We start from the raw sequence: 18,950 nt of genomic DNA on the forward strand, positions 1-18,950 counted from the left end.
GGCCGACGCCCGTCGACGCCTCGCCGGCCCAGGAGGATCCGTGTTCCCGTTGGTCCCGCTGTCCTTCGCGCAACAACGCCTCTGGTTCCTCAACCGCCTGGACCCGGACGCCTGGACCTACAACCTGCCCCTCGCGCTGCGCCTGGAGGGCCCCCTCGACACCGCCGCCCTGCGCGCCGCCCTCGGCGACCTGGTGGCCCGGCACGAGAGCCTGCGCACCGTCTTCCCCGAGGTCGACGGCGAACCCCGCCAGCAGGTCCGCGAGCACGTCGACACAGACGCGTTCGTCACCGTGCGGGACGTCGGCCCGGACGGCCTCGCCGCCGACCTGGACCGGCTCGCCCGGCACACCTTCGACCTCACCGCCGACCTGCCGCTGCGGGTGTGGCTGCTGCGCGCGGGGGAGGAGGACCACACCCTGTACGTGGTGCTCCACCACATCGTCGGCGACGGCTGGTCCATGGCGCTGCTCGGCCGCGACCTCGGCACCGCCTACGCGGCCCGCCGGGCCGGCGCCGCGCCCGGCTGGGAGCCGCTGCCCGTCCAGTACGCCGACTACGCGCTGTGGCAGCGCGAGCTCCTCGACGGGCCCGACGGCGCCGAGCTGCTCGCGCACTGGACCGACCGGCTCGCCGGGCTGCCCGACGAGCTCCCGCTGCCGCTGGACCGGCCCCGGCCCGAGGTCTCCGGCGACGACGGCGCCGAAGTGCTGGCCGAGCTCCCCGCCGAGCTGCACACCAGGCTGCTGCGGCTCGCCCGCGACGCGGACGCCTCCCTCTTCATGGTCGTGCACGCCGCCCTCGCCGCCCTCCTGACCCGGCTCGGCGCGGGCACCGACATCCCCCTGGGCACCATGGACGCGGGCCGCGCCGAGGAGGACCTGGAAGACCTCATCGGCTTCTTCGTCAACACCCTCGTGCTGCGCCTCGACACGTCCGGCGACCCCACCTTCCGCGAACTCCTCGGCCGGGCCCGCGCGGCCGACCTCGCCGCCCTCGCCCACCCCGAACTCCCCTTCGACCGGCTCGTCGAGGCCCTCAACCCCAGCCGCGCCCTCAACCGCCACCCGCTCTTCCAGGTCGCGCTCGTCCTCCAGAACAACACGGCCGCCCGGTACGCCCTCGACGGACTGACCGTCACCGAGACCCGCAACCGCGCCGTCGCGGCCCACTTCGACCTCTCCGTGAGCTTCACCGACCGCTACGCCCCCGACGGCACCCCGCTCGGCCTCACCGCCCAGCTCGTGCACCGCACCGAGCTCTTCGACCGGGACACCGTCACCGCCCTCGCCCACCGCCTGGTCCGGATCCTCGAACAGGTCGTCGACGACCCCGACCGCGCCCTCGGCGAACTCGACCTCCTCGACCCCCGCGAGCGCCACGCCGTGCTGCACGCCTGGAACGGCGAGACCGGCCCCGAACCGGCCACCGGCCTCGCCCGCGCCGTCGCCCTCCAGGCCGCCCGCACCCCCGCCGCGCCCGCCGTCACCGACCCGGCCGGCACCCTCGACTACGCCACCCTCGACCACCGCGCCGACCTGCTGGCCGGCCGCCTCGCCCGGCTCGGCGTCACCGCCGAGACCCGGGTCGCCCTCCTCCAGCAGCGCTCCGCCGACCTGGTCGTGGCGATGCTCGCCGTCCTCAAGGCCGGCGGCTGCTTCGTACCGCTGCCGCTGACCGCCCCCACCGACCGCCTCCTCGACATCATGGAGCGCTCCGGCGTCACCCTCCTCCTCACCGACGACGCCCTCCACGCCCACGACGCCGCGACCGGCGCCGGACTGCCGACCCTGAACGTCACCGGCTTCCGCGCCGACGACGCCGACCGCGCGGCCGTCCCCGCCGCCGACGCGCACCCCGACCAGGCCGCGTACATCATGTACACCTCCGGCTCCACCGGGACGCCCAAGGGCGTCGTCACCACCCAGCGCGGCGTCCTCGCCTTCGCCCGCGACCGCTGCTGGCAGGACCCCCGGCCGCGCCGCGCGCTGCTCCACTCACCGCACGCCTTCGACGCCTCCACCTGCGAGATCTGGGTGCCGCTGCTCTCCGGCGGCGAGATCGTCGTGGCACCCCCCGGCGACGTCGACGGCGCCGTCGTCAAGGCCGCCGCCCTCACCGACGTGCTGCTCGTCTCCGGCCTCTTCCAGGTCATCGCCGAGGAGGACCCCGACTGCTTCGCCGGGCTGCGCGAGGTGATGACCGGCGGCGACGTCATCAGCTCCACCGCCGTCCGCGCCGTCCTGCGCCGCCACCCGGAACTCCGGGTCCGCGCCACCTACGGCCCCACCGAACTCACCATGTGCTCCGTGCAGATGCCGCTCGCCGACCCCGACACGGTCCCCGACAGCGTGCCGCTCGGCCGGCCCATGGACGACACCTCCGTCTACGTCCTCGACGAGCGGCTGCGCCCCGTCCCCGTCGGCGTCGTCGGCGAGCTGTACGCGGCCGGCGCCGGACTCGCCCGCGGCTACGACGGACGCCCAGGACAGAGCGCCGAACGCTTCCTCGCCGACCCCTTCGGCCCGCCCGGCACCCGCATGTACCGCACCGGCGACCTCGCCCGCTGGCGCGCCGACGGCACCCTCGAATTCGCCGGACGCGCCGACGCCCAGGTGAAGATACGCGGCTTCCGCGTCGAACCCGGCGAGGTGGAGAGCGTCCTCGCGCGCCACCCGCACGTCGCCCAGGCCCACGTCCACGCCCGCGAGGACCGCCCCGGCGACAAGCGGCTCGTCGGCTACCTGGTGCCCGCCGTGCCGGAACCCGACCTGGCCGGCATCCGCGCCGCCGCCGCCTCCGTCCTGCCGCCCTACATGGTGCCCGCCGCCCTCGTCCCGCTCGCCCAACTGCCCCTCACCCCCAACGGCAAGATCGACCGGCGCGCCCTGCCCGCCCCCGAGACGGAGACCGCCGCGAGCGAGCGCGTCGCCCCCCGCGACGACCGCGAACGCGCCCTGTGCGCCCTGTTCGCCGAGGTCCTCCAGCTCCCCGAGGTCGGCGTCCACGACGGCTTCTTCGCCCTCGGCGGCCACTCCCTGCTCGCCATCCGCCTGGTCAACCGCGTCCGCACCGCCCTCGGCGCCGAACTCGGTGTCGCCACCCTTTTCCAGGCGCCCACCGTCGCCGAACTCGCCGCCCGCCTCGCCGCCCCCGACACCACCCGGCGCATCCCCGCCGTCCCGCGCACCGAGGCCATGCCGCTCTCCCACCAGCAGGAGGGCCTCTGGTTCCTGCACCAGCTCGACCCGGCCTCCCCGGTCTACAACGTGCCGCTCGCGCTGCGCCTGACCGGCCCCCTCGACCCCGAGCGGCTCGCCCGCGCGCTGGGCCGCCTCGTCGGGCGCCACGAGAGCCTGCGCACCCGCTTCCTCGTCGCCGACGGCGTCCCCGTCCAGGTCACCGACCCGGCCCCCGCCGACCGGCCGCTCCCCGTCACCCCGCTCCACCCCGACGAGCTCGCCGACACCCTGGCCCGCGCCGCGACCCGCCCCTTCGACCTCGCCGCCGACCCGCTGCTGCGCACCGAACTCCTCCGGCTCGGCCCCGCCGACCACGTCCTCGTCCTCTGCGCCCACCACATCGTCGCGGACGGCTGGTCCGCCGGCGTCCTCCTCGACGAACTCGCCACCCTCTACACCGCGCCCGACACCACCCTCCCCGCCCTCGGCATCCAGCCCGCCGACCACGCCGTCTGGCAGCGCGCCCGGCTCGCCGACGCCGAGCTCGACAAGCAGCTCGACTACTGGCGCGAACGGCTGCAGGCCCTGCCCCAGCTCGACTTCCCCGCCGACCACCCCCGCACCACCGCCGCCGCGCACCCCGGCGCCACCGCCGAACTCCACCTCCCCGACGGCCTCGGCACCGCCCTGCGCGGCCTCGCCGACACCGAGCGCGGCTCGCTGCTCTCCGTCGTGATGGCCGGCTTCCTGCTGGTCCTCTCCCGCCACACCGGCCAGGACGACATCGGCATCGGCTCCGTCCTCTACGGCCGCGACCGCCCCGAACTCGAACCCCTCGTCGGCTACTTCGCGAACACCGTCGTGCTGCGCGCCGACACCTCCGGCGACCCCACCTTCCGCGAGCTCGTGCGCCGCTGCGAAGAGGCCGTGCGCGGCGCCGGCGAACACCAGGACCTCCCCTTCACCACCCTCGTCGAGGAGCTGCGGCCCGCCCGCGAACCGGGCCGCAACCCGCTCTTCCAGATCAGCCTCACCCTGCACGCCGACGAGACCGCCGCCGCCGGACCCGCCTTCGGGCCGGTCACCGCCGAGGCCGTCCCCGTCGCCGGCCGGGTCGCCCGCTTCGACCTCGCCGCCCACGCCACCGTCACCGCCGACGGCGGACTGCGCCTCCAGGCCGAATACGCCACCGACCTCTACGAGCCCGACCGGATCACCCGGCTCCTCGGCCACCTCGGCCGGGTCCTCACCCGCGCCGCCGCCGCCCCCGACGCGACCCTCGGCACCTTCGCCCTCACCGGCCCCGAGGAGTCCGCCCTGCTGCGCGGCTGGAGCGCCGCCCGGCGCGAGGTCCCCGCCGAGGGCTCGCTGTGGGACCTCTTCGCCGCCCAGGCCCGCCGCCGCCCCGACGCCGTCGCCGTCGTCGCCGGAGACGAGCGCGTCACCTACCGCGAACTCGCCCGCCGCGCCGAACGCCTTGCCGCCCGCCTCGCCGCGCGCGGCGTCACCCGCGGCGGCCTGGTCGGCCTGAGCCTGCACCGGGACGCCGACCTCGTCGTCGGCATCCTCGGCATCCTGCGCGCCGGCGCCGCGTACGTACCGCTGGACCCCGACCACCCGGCGCAGCGCCTCGCCTACATGGCCGCCGACGCGGGCCTGTCCGTCGTCGTCACCCGAAGCGGCCTCGACGTGCCCGGCGAACCGCTCCTCGTTGACGCCGACACCGACGGCGAACTCCCCGTCCCGGCACCGGCCGCGACCGCCGCCGACCTCGCCTACCTGATCTACACCTCCGGCTCCACCGGCGCGCCCAAGGCCGTCACCGTCCCGCACGGCCAGGTCGTCCGGCTGCTGCGGTCCACCGAGGAGTGGTACGGCTTCGACGAGCGGGACGTGTGGACGCTCTTCCACTCCTTCGCCTTCGACTTCTCCGTCTGGGAGCTGTGGGGCGCCCTCGCCTACGGCGGCCGGCTCGTCGTCGTACCGCAGTGGCAGACCCGCTCGCCCGAGGACTTCCACCGGCTGCTCGCCGAGGAGCGGGTCACCGTCCTCAACCAGACCCCGGCCGCCTTCCGGCAGCTCGTCGCCGCCGACGAGGAGCACCCCCGCGAACTCGCCCTCCGTTACGTGGTCTTCGGCGGCGACGCGCTGGACGTCGACGCCGTACGCCGCTGGTTCGACCGGCACGGCGAGGAGTACCCGCGCCTGGTCAACATGTACGGCATCACCGAGACCACCGTCCACGTCACCTACTGCCCGCTCACCCGCGAGCTGCTGCGCGACAACACGAGCCCCATCGGCGAGCCCCTCCCGGACCTGTCCCTGTGGGTCGTCGACAAGGCCGGGCAGCCCGCCCCCATCGGCGTCCCCGGCGAGCTCCTCGTCGGCGGCGCGGGACTCTCCTGGGGCTATCTCGGGCAGCCCGGACTGAGCGCCCGCCGCTTCGTCGCCGACCGCTTCGGCGGCACCCCCGGCGCCCGGCTCTACCGCTCCGGCGACCTGGCCCGCCGCCGCGCCGACGGCGGCCTGGAGTACCTGGGCCGGATCGACCACCAGGTCAAGATCCGCGGCTTCCGCATCGAACTCGGCGAGGTGGAGGCCGTGCTGGCCGCCCACCCCGACGTCGAGAACGCCTGCGTGACCGTGCGGGACGACCGGCTCGTCGGCTACCTGGTGCCCAAGACCGGCACGACCGGCGGCACCGGTGTGGACCTCGCCGCGCTGCGCGCCCACCTCGCGGAGCGGCTGCCCGGCTACATGGTGCCCTCCGCCCTCGTCCCCGTGGAGCGCATCGCGCTCACCGGCAACGGCAAGGTCGACCGGGCCGCGCTGCCCGCCCCGGAGGCCGCCCGCGACGGCGAGTTCCTCGCCCCGCGCGACGCCACCGAACGCGCGGTCGCCGAGGTCTGGGCCGCCCTGCTGGGCACCGAGCGGATCGGCGTCCGCGACAGCTTCTTCGACCTCGGCGGCACCTCCCTCGACCTGACCCGGCTGCGCGCCGCGCTCCGCGACCGGCTCGGCGTCGAACTCGACATGCGCGACCTGTACTCGGCACCCACCGTGGAGATGACCGCCATGCTGCTCGAACCCTCCCGCACCGCCCGCACCCAGCCCTCCCCGCTGGTCCCGATCAAGGCGTCCGGCAGCCGGCCCCCGCTCTTCCTGGTCCACGCCGTCGGCGGCTCCGTCGTGCCCTACCTGCCGCTGGCCCGGCTCGTCGACCCCGACCAGCCGCTGTACGGGCTTGAGGACCCGGGACTCGACGGCGGCCCCCTCACCGCGGACCTGGGCTCGCTCGCCGCCCGCTACGTCGACGCGATCCGCGCCGTCCAGCCGCACGGCCCCTACCACCTCGGCGGCTGGTCGCTGGGCGGCGTGGTGGCCGCCGAGATGGCCGCGCGGCTGACCGCCGCGGGCGAGACCACCGCCCTCGTCGTCATGCTGGACACCGGGATGCCCCCGTACCTCGGCGAGGAGCTGCCCGACCGGGCGGTGCTCCTCGGCGGCTTCGTCCACGACCTGGCCGGCCTCGCGGGCGTCCCCGCGCCCCCGTACGACGAGGCGGGGCTGCGCGGCCTGCCGCCGGAGCTCCAGGACGAGCGGCTCCTCGACCTGCTGGAGCGCGCCGGACTCGTCCCGGCCGGCATCCGCGAGGACATGCGCGAGCGGATCCGGGTCTTCGAGGCCAACACCCGCGCCCTGCTGCGCCACCGCCCCGGACCGATCGACGCGCGCCTGGTCCTGCTCTCCGCGAAGCAGCAGCCGCACCGCCCGAAGACCCGGCCGTGGCGCGTCCTGGCCCGCGGCGGCTTCGAGTACCACACCGTCCCCGGCGACCACCACACCATGCTCCAGCAGCCCCACCTGACGGCCCTGGCGGAGAGCCTGCGCGGGGTCCTGGCCCGCCTGGTCCGCCCCTGACACCCGTCCCGCCCCGCGCACGCACACGAAGGCCCCGGCCGGTCCACCGGCCGGGGCCTCCGCGCGTCCGCGTCCGGGCGTGGTACGGGGTGGGGAGGCGGCGCGTCCCGGCGCGGACCCGCCCGGCCCCGGGCCCGTACCGCCCCCGCCGGGCACGCGAAGACGGCGGGAGCGGAGGTCCGCTCCCGCCGTCGTCCGGTCGGGTCCCGCCGGGCCGCCCCGGGAGGTCAGCCGCCGGCCGGGGTCCCGTCGGGACCGGCCAGCCGGGCGGCGAAGTCCGCGAGAACCGGGTGCTCCAGCAGGACCCGGACCCGCACCGAGACGCCGAGGCGGCGGCGCACCGCGGCCACCACCTCCATCGCGGCCAGCGACTGGCCGCCCAGGGCGAAGAAGTCGGCGTCCGCCGTGACGGGGACGCCCAGCACCTCCTCCCAGATCGCGGCGATCTCCCCGAGCCCGGGCGGCGGCGCGGTGCCGGTGGTGTCGGCCGTGTCCATGGTCGATCAGCTCCTTGACGGGATCACGCCGGGCTCAGCCGCACCGGCAGTCGGGTCAGTCCGTGGATGAAGTTGCCGGGGCTCCACTCCGGCTCGCCGGCCGGGGCGATCCCGCCCACCCGGCGGAGCAGCGCCGTCAGCAGCGCCGTCAGCTCCAGGCGCGCGACCCGGGACCCGACGCAGACGTGCGGGCCCCAGCCGAAGGCGAGGTGCCGGTTGGGCGTCCGGTCGGGCCGGAAGACGTCCGGGTCGGCGAAGACGGCCGGGTCGCGGTTGGCCGAGCAGATCCAGGCCGTCACCCGGTCGCCGGGGCGCAGCGCGGTCCCGGCGACCGTCACCGGCCGGGTCACCGTCCGCAGCGCGTGCAGCCCGGGACTGGTCCAGCGCAGGATCTCCTCGACCGTCGTCGGCAGCAGTTCGGGCCGCGCGCGCAGCGCCGCCCACAGCTCCGGGCGCTCGCCGAACACCAGCAGCGCCCCGGCCGCCGAGTAGCGCACGGTCTCGCTCGCGCCGGTCAGCACCCCGCTGCAGTTGAGGATGAGCTCGTCGTCGGTGAGGTCGCCGCCCGCCGCCAGCAGACCGCTGATCAGATCGTCGCCGGGGCGGGCCCGGCGCTCGGCGATCAGGTCCGCGAAGTAGCCGAAGATCTCGGCGTTGGCGTCCAGCCGGTCGATCGGGTCGGGGGAGTCCAGGCCGTCGGTGGTGAGCCGGCCGATCAGCGGCCAGTCGACCCGGGGCAGGTCCATCATGGCGCAGATGACCTGATTGGGCAGGAGTTGGGCCAGCCCGCCGACGGCGTCCAGGGTGACGGGGCCGCCGCCCGGCGGACCGAGCGCCTCGTCCACCAGTTCGGTGACGCCCGCGACGATCCGGTCCTGCCGGCGGCGCAGCGCCGCCGGGGTGAAGGGCGCCCCCACCACGCGGCGGATGCGGCCGTGCCGCGGCGGGTCGCTCACCACCATCATCCGGTCCGCGACCAGTTCGGCCGCCTCCCCGGAGCCGCCGAGCCGGATCCCGGCCCGGGAGCTGAAGACGCCCGGGTCGCCCAGGACGGCGAGGACGTCGTCGTACCGCGCGGCCACCCAGAAACCGGGTCCCTCGGGCTCCGGGTGCCAGGTCAGACCGGGCCGTTCGCGGACGGCCGCCAGCAGACCGGGGAAGCGGTGTCCGGAGAAGACGTCCGGCGCGAGCAGGTCGATGTCCATCGCCGCTCAGCGCGCCTCGATGACGGAGAACGGCGACCCGGGGATGGGCAGCACCCGGTGCAGCTCGTACCCGGCCGCCTCCAGGATCCGGCGGAAGCCGGCCCGGTCGCGCTCCCGGCCGCCGGTGAGCACCATCATGCCGAGGTCGCTCCAGTGGCTGACGTGCCCGGCGCCGTCCTCCGGCACCAGCATCTCGATGACCAGCAGCCGGCCCCCGGCGGGCAGCGCCCGGCGGCTCGACCGCAGGATGTCCACGGCCTGGGCGTCGGTCCAGTCGTGCAGCACGCTGCACAGCAGATGGGTGTCGGCGCCGGTGGGCACCGAGGCGAAGAAGTCACCGGCCACCGGGCGGCAGCCGGGCACCCCGCCGCGGAGGTTCACCTCCTCGATCACCGAGGGGCGGTCGAAGAGCACCCCGTCGGCGTGCGGGGCGACGGCGAGGATCTCGCCGAGGAGGAAGCCGTCGGCGCCGCCGATGTCCATGATGACGCGCGCGTCGGACCAGTCGACGGCCCCGGCGGCCTGCCGGTAGAGCCGCCCGGTGCGCTCCCGCATCCGGCGCAGGAAGGCGAGGTTCTCGCCGCGCCGGGAGTTCTTGACGCCGAAGAAGCCGCCGTCGCCGTCGTTGTCGGCGCCGTCGCCGAAGGAGGCGGTGCCGGTGCGGAAGGTGTCGGTGGCCCGCAGCCAGGCGAGCGGGCTCTCCGCGTTGACCAGCGACGCGGAGAGGCTGTCGGGGTGGTCCCGGCGCAGCCGCGCGCCGAGCGCGGTCAGCCGGAAGCCGCCCTCCCGGTCGCCGGCGAAGAACCCGGCGGCGGTGAGGGCGGCCAGCAGCCGGCCCAGGGCGTCGGGGTCGGCGTCGATCAGCTCCGCGGTCTTCGCCACGGGCAGGGGGCACGCGGGGTCCAGCACGTCGGCGACGCCGAGTTCGACGGCGATCCGCAGGGCGTGCGGCAGGACCGCGACCATGCTGTCGTCGACGAGCGTGAGGTAGTCCCGCACGATGGGGTCGGTGGCCTCGACGGCCTCGGTTCTCTCCGCTCCCGGCGCCCTCTCGGGGCGCTCCGCGGGCTCCGTGAGCCGTGTGTCCTCCGGCCGCTGCGGGGCGAGGGTGCTCCCGGCCGTCGTCTCGGCGGATTCGGTGTACGTGGTGGTCATCGTCAGCCCTTTTCCGGGAGTCGGTACGCGCAGCAGTTCGGTCACGGCACGGTGGTCGACCTTGCCGTTGGCGTTGAGGGGGAGTGCGTCGAGCCGGCGCACCACGTCGGGCACCAGGTGGCCGGGGAGCCGGTCGCGCAACTCGGCGCGCAGCCGGTCGGGTTCGGTGTCGCCGGTGAAGGCGAGCGCGAGGCGTTCGTACGCGCCGCCGCGGCCGGGCAGCGCCACCGCGACGCAGTCGCGCACCCCGCCCCGCGCGGTGGCGCGGCTCTCCACCTCGCCGAGCTCCACCCGGTAGCCGCGGATCTTCACCTGCCGGTCGGCGCGGCCCAGGAAGTGCAGCACCCCCTCGGCGTCGCGCTCGGCGCGGTCGCCGGTGCGGTAGACCCGCGTGGGCACCCCGTCGAGCTCGACGGTGACGAACGCCTCGGCGGTGCGCTCCGGGTCGTTGAGGTAGCCGTCGGCCAGGCCCGCGCCGGAGACGCAGAGTTCGCCGTCGACGAGGTGGATCCCGGTGCCGGGCGCCGGGCGGCCGATGGGCACGCCGTGCGGCAGCGCGCAGTCCTCGGGGCTGATCCGGTGCATGGTGGCGAAGGCGAAGCTCTCCACCGGGCCGTAGCAGTTGACGACGGTCGTGCCCGGGTGCGCCAGCAGCAGCTCGCGCACCGGACCGGGGGAGAGGCGTTCCCCGCCGATGAACATCAGGTCCACGCCCCGGAAGCAGTCCGGGTCCAGCCGCACCAGCAGGTTCACCACCGAGGCGACCAGCACCAGGGTGTTCACCCCGTGCCGCTCGACGAGCTCGCGCAGGGCGTCGGGCAGCAGGTGGTCCTCCTCGGGCAGCACCACGGTGCCGCCCCGGCTGAGCATCCCCCACAGTTCGAGCCCGCAGGCGTCCCAGCCGACCGGGGCGAGCTGCGGCAGCGTCCGCCCGGGGCCGAAGGCCGCCAGCGGGCCGCTCTCGAAGAGCCGCAGCACCGCCCGGTGCGGGGTCACCACCCCCTTGGGGGCGCCGGTCGAGCCGGAGGTGAAGAAGACACAGGCCGGGGCCTCGGGCCCGAGCTCCGCCGGGACCGGTCGCGGCGCGGCGACGGGCGTCGCCGGCGGGGTCCAGCAGGGGGCGCCGGCCAGCGGGGTGTCCGTGACGAACAGCTCCGCGTCCAGCAGGCGCAGCAGCTCGCGGACCCGCTCGTCGGGCCATTTCACGTCGATGGGGCAGTAGGCCGCGCCGGTCTTCAGGACGGCCAGCAGGAGGGTCACCATCCGGGCCGAGCGCGCGACGCGGACCGGGACCAGGCTGCCCGGTCCCACCCCCGCGGCGGCCAGGGCGGCGGCGTGCGCGTCCGCCGCCGCGACCAGTTCGGAATAGGTGACGGGGCCGTTTTCGTCAATCAGAGCAATATGGTCGCCATATTCTGCCGCGCGTTCGTCGAGTGCCTTGTGAATCAGCACGTACCGCTCCTTGTCCGCAGCTTCGATCCGTCGCATACTCACCTGCCGCCCTGGCCCGCGCAACCCCTATGAACCCCATAGCGGACCCCCCGGCACCCAAGTGCGAGAAGGCGGGTTCCGCACTGTTCGGCGGCTGGCACGGGCTTCCGTTGACATTCTTCCGAGGCCGTCCGTAGCTTTTCGGCGTCGCGGTACCGGGATCTGAACAATTCTTGTTCCCGACGTCGAAACCGATTATCGAGCCTTGGGGGAATTCAATGTCGTCCGGACCCCAGACCAGAAATCAGCACGCCGTCGACGCCGAGATCGACCACATCACCCTCTCCGTCGGCGACGCCCACGCCAGGGCCGCCGAGTTCGTCGAGCGCTACGGCTTCGAGGTCATCGCCGCCGGCGAGACCCCGGAGTTCACCGCCGTGGCGGTGGGCCAGCGGGACACCGTCCTGCTGCTCCTCCAGGGGCGCGTCGACTCCCATCCGGCCAGCCTCTACACCGCCCGGCACGGCGACGGCGTCAGCGACATCGCGCTGCGCGTCGCCGCACCGGACCCCACGGTGCTCGACGCCTTCGGCGACGTCACCCACAGCTTCGTGCACCGGCCCGAGGGCGAGCCCTGGTCGCTGCCCGGCATCACACCCGTGCCCTCCGACGATGCCGATGGCGCCGACGGGGCAGCCGCCACCGGAGCCGCCGAACCGCTGCCCCGCCACCTCCTGTGCGTGGACCACATAGCGGTCTGCCTGGAGAACGGCGAACTCGACCGCACCATCGAGTCCTACCGCGCCGCCCTCGGCTGGGAGGTGGTGTTCGAGGAGGACATCCACGTCGGCGCCCAGGCCATGCAGTCCAAAGTGGTGCAGAGCCCCAACGGGGGCGTGACGCTCACGCTGATCCAGCCGATGAGCGGCGCCGCCCCGGGCCAGATCGACGACTTCCTGAAGAAGCACGGCGGCGCCGGTGTCCAGCACCTCGCCTTCGCCGTGCCGGACATCGTGGACGCCGTCGCCGACCTCGGCACCGCCGGCGTACGGTTCCTGTCCACGCCCGACACCTACTACGAGGACCTCGCCGAGCGCCTCGGGGACTCCGGCTACGCGGTCGAGGAGCTGCGCAAGTACAGCGTCCTCGCCGACCGGGACCACGACGGCGAGCTGTTCCAGATCTTCACCCGCTCCGAGCACCCGCGCCGCACCCTCTTCATGGAGATCATCGAACGGCGCGGCGCCACCACCTTCGGCAGCAACAACATCCGCAAGCTGTACGAGGCCGTCGAACGGCAGGACCTGCTGTGACCGGCGGTCCCGGTGTCCTCACGGGCGAACCGCTCACCCTCGACGACGTCGAGGACCGGGCCCGCGCCGTACTGCCCCCCGAGGTCTACGACTTCGTCGCGGGCGGCAGCGGCACCGAGTCCACGCTGTACGCCAACCGCGGCGCCTTCGACCGCTGCCACCTGGTGCCCCGGGTCCTCAACGGGGTGGAGCACGCCGACACCTCGGTCACCCTGCTCGGGGCCCCGGCCTCGATGCCCGTCGCCGTGGCGCCGATGGCCTTCCACGCGATGGTGCACCCGGACGGCGAACCGGCCGTGGCCCGCGCTGCCCGCGCGGCAGGCGTCCCGTTCACCGCGGCGACCCTGGCGAGCCGCCCGCTCGACGAACTCGCCCCCGCCGGGGGTCAGACGTACCTCCAGCTGTACTGGCTGCGCGACCGGGACCGCACCGCGTGGCTGATCGCGGAGGCCGAGCGGCTGGGCGCCCGCGCCCTGATCCTCACCGTGGACGTCCCCTTCATGGGGAGGCGGCTGCGGGACCTGCGCAACGGCTTCACCGTCCCGGCGCACGCCGCTCCGGCGAACCTGTCCGGCGCCCAGCGCGGCGCCGGACAGAGCGTCGGCGGCCACGCCGCCTCGGTGATCGACCCCACCCTGTCCTGGGCCGACCTGGAGTGGGTGCGCGCCCGGACCCGGCTGCCGCTCGTCCTCAAGGGCGTCCTCGACCCGGCGGACGCGCGGCGCGCGGTGGAACTCGGCGCCGACGGCCTCGTGGTGTCCAACCACGGCGGACGGCAGCTCGACGGCGCCGTGCCCAGCCTGACGGCGCTCCCCGCGATCCGGGACGCGGTCGGCGACGACTGCGAACTGCTCCTCGACAGCGGGGTGCGCAGCGGCACGGACGTGCTGCGCGCGCTGGCCCTCGGCGCCTCCGGGGTGCTGCTCGGCCGGCCGGTCCTGTGGGGCCTGGCCGCCGGCGGCGAGTCCGGGGTGGCCGGGACGCTCGAACTGCTGCGGACCGAACTGGAGGTGTCGATGGCCCTCGCCGGCGCGCCCAACGTGGCCGCGGCCCGACGCCTCGGCGTGCGCTGGGCGCCGTGCGCGGACGAACGGGAGGGAACATGACCGAGGCGTCCCACGCCTCGACGGCACGGCCGGGGACGGTGCTGGACCTGGCCGGGCTGCACGGCTCGCTGTCCGATCCGGCGCTGCTGTCGATGAACCTGCTCAACGAGGTGTCCGAACGCTACCCGGACGCGATCTCCTTCGCGGCCGGCCGGCCCGACCCCGGCGGCTTCGCCGTCGAGGACGTGCACCGCTACCTGCGCGCCTGGACCGGGCACGTCACCGACACCGAGGGCGCCGCCACCGCCCGCAACCGGCTCTACCAGTACGGCAGGACGAAGGGCGTCATCCAGGACCTGGTGGCCCGCAACCTCGCGGCCGACGAGTCCATCCACGTCGACCCCGAGTCCATCCTGGTCACCGTCGGCTGCCAGGAGGCGATGGTCCTGGTGCTGCGCGCGCTGCGCGCCGACGACCGGGACGTCCTGCTCGCCACCGACCCCGCGTACGTGGGGATCACCGGCGCCGCCCGCCTGGTCGACCTGCCGGTCGTGCCCGTCGGCAGCGGCACCGGCGGCCTCGACCTGGACGACCTGGCCGCCAAGGTGCGCGGCGCCCGCGAGGCCGGACTGCGGCCCCGGGCCTGCTACCTGGTGCCCGACTTCGCCAACCCGACCGGGCTGAGCCTCGACGTGCCGACCCGGCACCGGCTGCTCGACCTGGCCGCGGAGCTCGACATCCTGATCATCGAGGACAACCCGTACGGCTTCTTCGGCGGCGGCGCGGCCCCCCGGCCGACGCTCAAGTCGCTGGACACCGGCAACCGGGTCGTCTACCTCGGCTCGTACGCCAAGACCGCCCTGCCCGGCGCCCGGATCGGCTTCGTCGTCGCCGACCAGCCGGTCGTCCGGGACGGCACCGCGGCCGGCGTCCTCGCCGACGAGCTCTCGAAGATCAAGAGCATGATGACCGTCAACACCCCGCCGATCGCCCAGGCGGTCATCGGCGGCATGTTGCTGGAGCACGACTTCGCGCTGCGCGAGGCCAACCGGGACGCCACCGCCCGCTACGGGGAGCGGCTGGACCACCTGCTCGACGGACTCGCGCAACGCTTCCCCGCCCCGTCGCAGGTCGGCTGGAACCGGCCCGACGGCGGCTTCTTCCTGGTCGTCACGGTCCCGTTCGTCGCCGACGACGACCTGCTCGCCTACTCGGCCAAGCGGCACAAGGTCATCTGGACGCCGATGCACCACTTCTACGCGGCGGGGGGCGGACTGCGGCAGCTGAGGCTGTCCATCAGCTCGCTCACCCCGGAGAAGATCGACCTCGGTCTGGACCGGTTCGCTTCGCTGGTGACCGACCTTCTGGAGAGGACCTGAAACCATGAGAGCGCTGACGGTAAACGAGCGGATCGTCTCGGACGACACCGACGCCTACGTGATCGCGGAGATCGGCCACAACCACGAGGGCGAGCTCGGCAAGGCGGAGGAACTCATCCGCCAGGCCGCCGCCGCCGGGGCCAGTGCGGTCAAACTGCAGAAGCGGGACAACCGCTCCCTCTACACCCGGGAGATGTACGACTCCCCGTACACCGGGCGCAACAGCTTCGGCCCCACCTACGGGGCGCACCGCGAGTTCCTGGAGTTCGGCCGCGCCGAGTACACCCACCTCCAGCAGCTCTCCGCCGAGCTCGGCGTCGACTTCTTCGCCACCGCCTTCGACTTCGCCAGCGTGGACTTCCTCGCCGAACTCGGGGTGCCCGCCATCAAGATCGCCTCCGGGGACGTCCGCAACACCCCGCTGCTCGCCTACGCGGCGAAGGCCGGCAAGCCGCTGATCGTCAGCACCGGCGGCGCCGACATGGAGACGGTCCGCCGCGCCTGCGGCACCATCCTGCCCATCAACCCCGAGCTCGCGCTGCTCCAGTGCACCGCGACCTACCCCGCCCAGACCGAGGAGCTGAACCTGGCGGTCCTCGGCACCTACCGGGCCGAGTTCCCCGACACCGTGATCGGCTACTCCGGCCACGACCTCGGCCCCTGGGCCGCGTGGACCGCGTACGCGCTCGGCGCCCGGGTGGTGGAGAAGCACGTCACCCTCGACCGCACCCGGCCCGGCAGCGACCACAAGTTCTCGCTGGAGCAGGAGGACATCGCCGAACTCGTCGACGGGCTGCGCCGGGTGCGCCGCTCGCTCGGCAGCCCTGACAAGCAGGTCCTCGCCGCCGAGCGGCCCGCCGTCCTCAAGATGGGCAAGAAGCTGGTCGCCCAGCGCGACCTGCCGGCCGGCCACCGCCTCACCCTGGAGGACGTGGCCATCAAGTCACCGGGCGACGGGCTCACCCCCGACCGGCTCGCCGACGTCGTCGGCCGCCGCCTGAGCGGCGCCCTGACCGCCGACGCCGACATCGTCCTCGACGAACTGGTGGACGGCGATGCCGGCCGCGACTGATCTGACGGGCACGGTCGCCGTCGTCACCGGCGTCTGCGGACGCCTCGGCCCGGTCTGGGTGGACGCCCTGCTCGGCGCCGGTGCCGACGTCGTCGGCCTCGACGTGCGCGACACCGAGGGGCCCGAGCTGCGGGCGGTCGTCGAGGCCCACGACCCGAAGCGCTTCCTGCGCCTGGTCGCGGACGTCACCGACACCGGCAGCCTGCGCCGCGCGCTCGACAGCTGCCTGGAGCGGGCCGGCGAACCGGCCGTCCTCGTCAACAACGCGGGCATCGACAGCCCGCCGTCCGCCGACGGCGGCGGCCGGTTCTTCGAGGACGTCCCGGACGGCGAGTCCGGCGCCGTGCTCGACGTCAACGCCCACGGCACGCTGCGGATGTGCCAGGTCTTCGGCTCCCGGATGGCCCGCAACGGCACCGGCTCCATCGTCAACATCGGCTCCATGTACGGGGCCCTCGCCCCCGACCCGCGGATGTACGAACACCTCCCGGTCGACCCGCCGTTCCTGAAGCCCCCCGCGTACGGCATGTCCAAGGCCGGGGTCGCGGCCCTCACCCGCTACCTCGCGGCGCTGTGGGGACCGGCCGGGGTCCGGGTGAACACCCTGTCGCCCGGCGGGGTGCTCGGCGCCCAGGACCCCGTCTTCCGGGAGAAGTTCGACGCCCGCGTCCCGCTGCGGCGGATGGCCCGCGCCGACGACCTGACCGGACCGCTGCTGTTCCTCGCCTCCGACCAGAGCCGCTACGTCACCGGCACCGAGCTCGCCGTGGACGGCGGGTTCGGCTGCTGGTGACCCCCACCCCTCCCCGAGGAGAAGCCATGGACAGGCCCCTGGCCTGGATCCCGCGCGCCGAGTTCGTGCGCGTCCTCGGCCACGTCGCCGACCCCCACGAGCGGGCCCTCGCCTTCTCGGCGATGTGCCGGATCAACACCCTCTACATGATCACCCGCGCCGGATCGGGCCACATCGGCTCCAGCTTCAGCGCCGCCGACATCGTCAGCCGGCTGCTCCTTGAGGAGCTCGACCGGCCCTTCGAGGCCGACGGAGACGTCTACTTCTCCTCCAAGGGCCACGACGCGCCCGGACTGTACGCCGCCATGATCGGCCTCGGGCTGCTCGACGAGGACCTCCTGCACCGGCTGCGCCGCATCGACGGACTGCCCGGACACCCCGACGTCGGCACCCCCGGGATGCTCTTCAACACCGGCTCCCTCGGCATGGGCATCTCCAAGGCCAAGGGCCTCGTCCTCGCCCACCGGCTCACCGGCCGCACCTCCCGCGTCGTCGTCATGACCGGCGACGGCGAGCTCCAGGAGGGCCAGAACTGGGAGGCGCTGCCCAGCGCCGCCCGCCACGGCATGGGCGAACTCACCGTCGTCGTCGACCACAACCGGCTCCAGTCCGACACCTACGTCACCGACGTCAGCGACCTCGGCGACCTGGCGGGCAAGTTCACCGCCGCCGGGTGGGGCGTGCTGCGCTGCGACGGACACGACCCCCGGCAGCTCGCCGCCGCCTTCGCCCGCCGCGCCGCCGACCACCCCGACCGGCCCGTCGTGATCATCGCGGACACCGTCAAGGGCGGCGGCTGCGCCACCTTCGCCGCCACCTCCATGGCCCCCGGAGAATGGCGCTACCGCCACCACAGCGGCGCCCCGAGCCCCGCCGACCACGACACCGCGTACCGGGAGCTGCTCGACACCGCCGACGGCATCCTCCGCGCGAGCGGCCTGGACCCGCTGCGGCCCGTCGGGCTGACCCTGGACCTGCCGCCGAAGCCGCCCGCCGTCCGGCTGCCCGAGGTGTACGGGCGGCTGCTCACCGAGGCGGCCCACGAGGACCCCCGGATCGTCGCGCTCGACGGCGACCTGGTCCTCGACACCGGCCTGATCCCCTTCCGCGAGGCCCACCCCGACCGCTTCGTCGAATGCGGCATCGCGGAACAGGACATGGTCTCCATGGCCGGCGGGCTCGCCGCGGGCGGACTGCGCCCCTTCGTGCACTCCTTCTCCTGCTTCCTCCACTCCCGCCCCAACGAGCACATCTACAACAACGCCACCGAAGGGCGGCCAGTGGTCTACGTCGGCTCGCTCGCCGGACTGCTGCCCGCCGCGCCCGGCCACTCCCACCAGGCCGTCCGCGACGTCTCCGCGCTCTCCGGCGTCCCCGGCCTCGCCATCCTGGAGCCGTCCCACCCGGCCCAGCTCGCCGCCGCCCTCGACCACTGCCGCACCACCGCGGACAGCGTCTACCTGCGCCTGTCCAGCCAGCCCGTGCCGCCCGAGCTCGCCGAACTGCCGCCCGCCCCGCTGGAGGTCGGCCGGGGCCGGGTGCTGCGGCCCGGCGGCCCCGTCGTCGCCCTCGGCGCCGGGCCCGTCGTCCTCGCCCAACTGCTCGGCGCCGCCGAACTGCTCGCGGCCCGTGGTGTCGAGCTGACCGTCGTCGACCTGCCCTGGCACAACCGGGTCGACCCCGAGTGGCTCGGCAAGCTCCTCGCCGGCGTCGGGCACGTGTACGTCGTCGAGCACCAGTACGTCCACGGCGGCCAGGCCGACCTGATCGCCCGCCGCCTCCTGGAGTCCGGCACCGCCGACGGCACCGCCTTCCGCGGCATCGGCCTCACCGAGGTGCCCCGCTGCGGCACCGAGGCCGAAGTCCTCGCCGCCCACGGCCTGGACGCCGCCCACCTCGCCCACCTCATCGGCGCCGACGTCCTCGGCGACGCGCCCGCACCCACCCACTGACGGGA

Annotated in this window: 10 protein-coding genes; 7 read left to right on the plus strand and 3 right to left on the minus strand. The window is 74.7% G+C overall.

Going from position 1 to position 18,950, the window contains the following annotated elements:
* Positions 1-40: 40 nt before the first annotated feature.
* A complete protein-coding gene (locus AB0C99_RS10585; protein ID WP_362472411.1) occupies positions 41-7,102 on the plus strand; it encodes an amino acid adenylation domain-containing protein in 7,062 nt (2,353 codons plus the stop codon).
* Positions 7,103-7,329: 227 nt separating this feature from the next.
* On the opposite strand, the gene AB0C99_RS10590 is transcribed toward AB0C99_RS10585, so the two are convergent.
* Genes AB0C99_RS10590 through AB0C99_RS10600 form a run of 3 tightly spaced genes read right to left on the minus strand, consistent with a single transcriptional unit; the run spans position 7,330 to position 11,411 of the window.
* On the minus strand, positions 7,330-7,599 hold the full coding sequence (locus AB0C99_RS10590; protein WP_362472414.1) for a phosphopantetheine-binding protein: 270 nt from the start codon (positions 7,597-7,599) through the stop codon (positions 7,330-7,332).
* A gap of 23 nt (positions 7,600-7,622) precedes the next feature.
* Complete coding sequence (locus AB0C99_RS10595) at positions 7,623-8,804, minus strand: cytochrome P450 (RefSeq protein WP_362472416.1); 1,182 nt, start codon at positions 8,802-8,804, stop codon at positions 7,623-7,625.
* A 6-nt stretch (positions 8,805-8,810) separates the two neighbouring features.
* Positions 8,811-11,411, minus strand: a complete 2,601-nt coding sequence (locus AB0C99_RS10600) for an AMP-binding protein (protein ID WP_362472419.1) — start codon at positions 11,409-11,411, stop codon at positions 8,811-8,813.
* A 257-nt stretch (positions 11,412-11,668) separates the two neighbouring features.
* Here AB0C99_RS10600 and AB0C99_RS10605 point away from each other — a divergent pair, with 257 nt between their 5' ends.
* Genes AB0C99_RS10605 through AB0C99_RS10630 form a run of 6 tightly spaced genes read left to right on the plus strand, consistent with a single transcriptional unit; the run spans position 11,669 to position 18,945 of the window.
* Positions 11,669-12,703, plus strand: a complete 1,035-nt coding sequence (locus tag AB0C99_RS10605) for a VOC family protein (protein ID WP_362472422.1) — start codon at positions 11,669-11,671, stop codon at positions 12,701-12,703.
* A complete protein-coding gene (locus tag AB0C99_RS10610) occupies positions 12,700-13,809 on the plus strand; it encodes an alpha-hydroxy acid oxidase (RefSeq protein ID WP_362472425.1) in 1,110 nt (369 codons plus the stop codon). Before AB0C99_RS10605 ends, AB0C99_RS10610 begins: the two co-directional genes overlap by 4 nt.
* Complete coding sequence (locus AB0C99_RS10615) at positions 13,806-15,128, plus strand: PLP-dependent aminotransferase family protein (protein ID WP_362472427.1); 1,323 nt, start codon at positions 13,806-13,808, stop codon at positions 15,126-15,128. The genes AB0C99_RS10610 and AB0C99_RS10615 overlap by 4 nt, the downstream gene beginning before the upstream one ends.
* 4 nt (positions 15,129-15,132) lie before the next feature.
* A complete protein-coding gene (locus tag AB0C99_RS10620) occupies positions 15,133-16,200 on the plus strand; it encodes an N-acetylneuraminate synthase family protein (RefSeq protein ID WP_362472430.1) in 1,068 nt (355 codons plus the stop codon).
* Complete coding sequence (locus AB0C99_RS10625) at positions 16,184-16,993, plus strand: SDR family oxidoreductase (protein WP_362472433.1); 810 nt, start codon at positions 16,184-16,186, stop codon at positions 16,991-16,993. The genes AB0C99_RS10620 and AB0C99_RS10625 overlap by 17 nt, the downstream gene beginning before the upstream one ends.
* A 26-nt stretch (positions 16,994-17,019) precedes the next feature.
* Entirely contained in the window at positions 17,020-18,945 is a 1,926-nt protein-coding gene (locus tag AB0C99_RS10630) for a transketolase C-terminal domain-containing protein (RefSeq protein WP_362472436.1), read from the plus strand.
* Positions 18,946-18,950: the final 5 nt, after the last annotated feature.

It is taken from the genome of Streptomyces sp. NPDC048659 (assembly GCF_040650575.1).
In the GTDB taxonomy this organism is placed as follows: Bacteria; Actinomycetota; Actinomycetes; order Streptomycetales; family Streptomycetaceae; genus Streptomyces.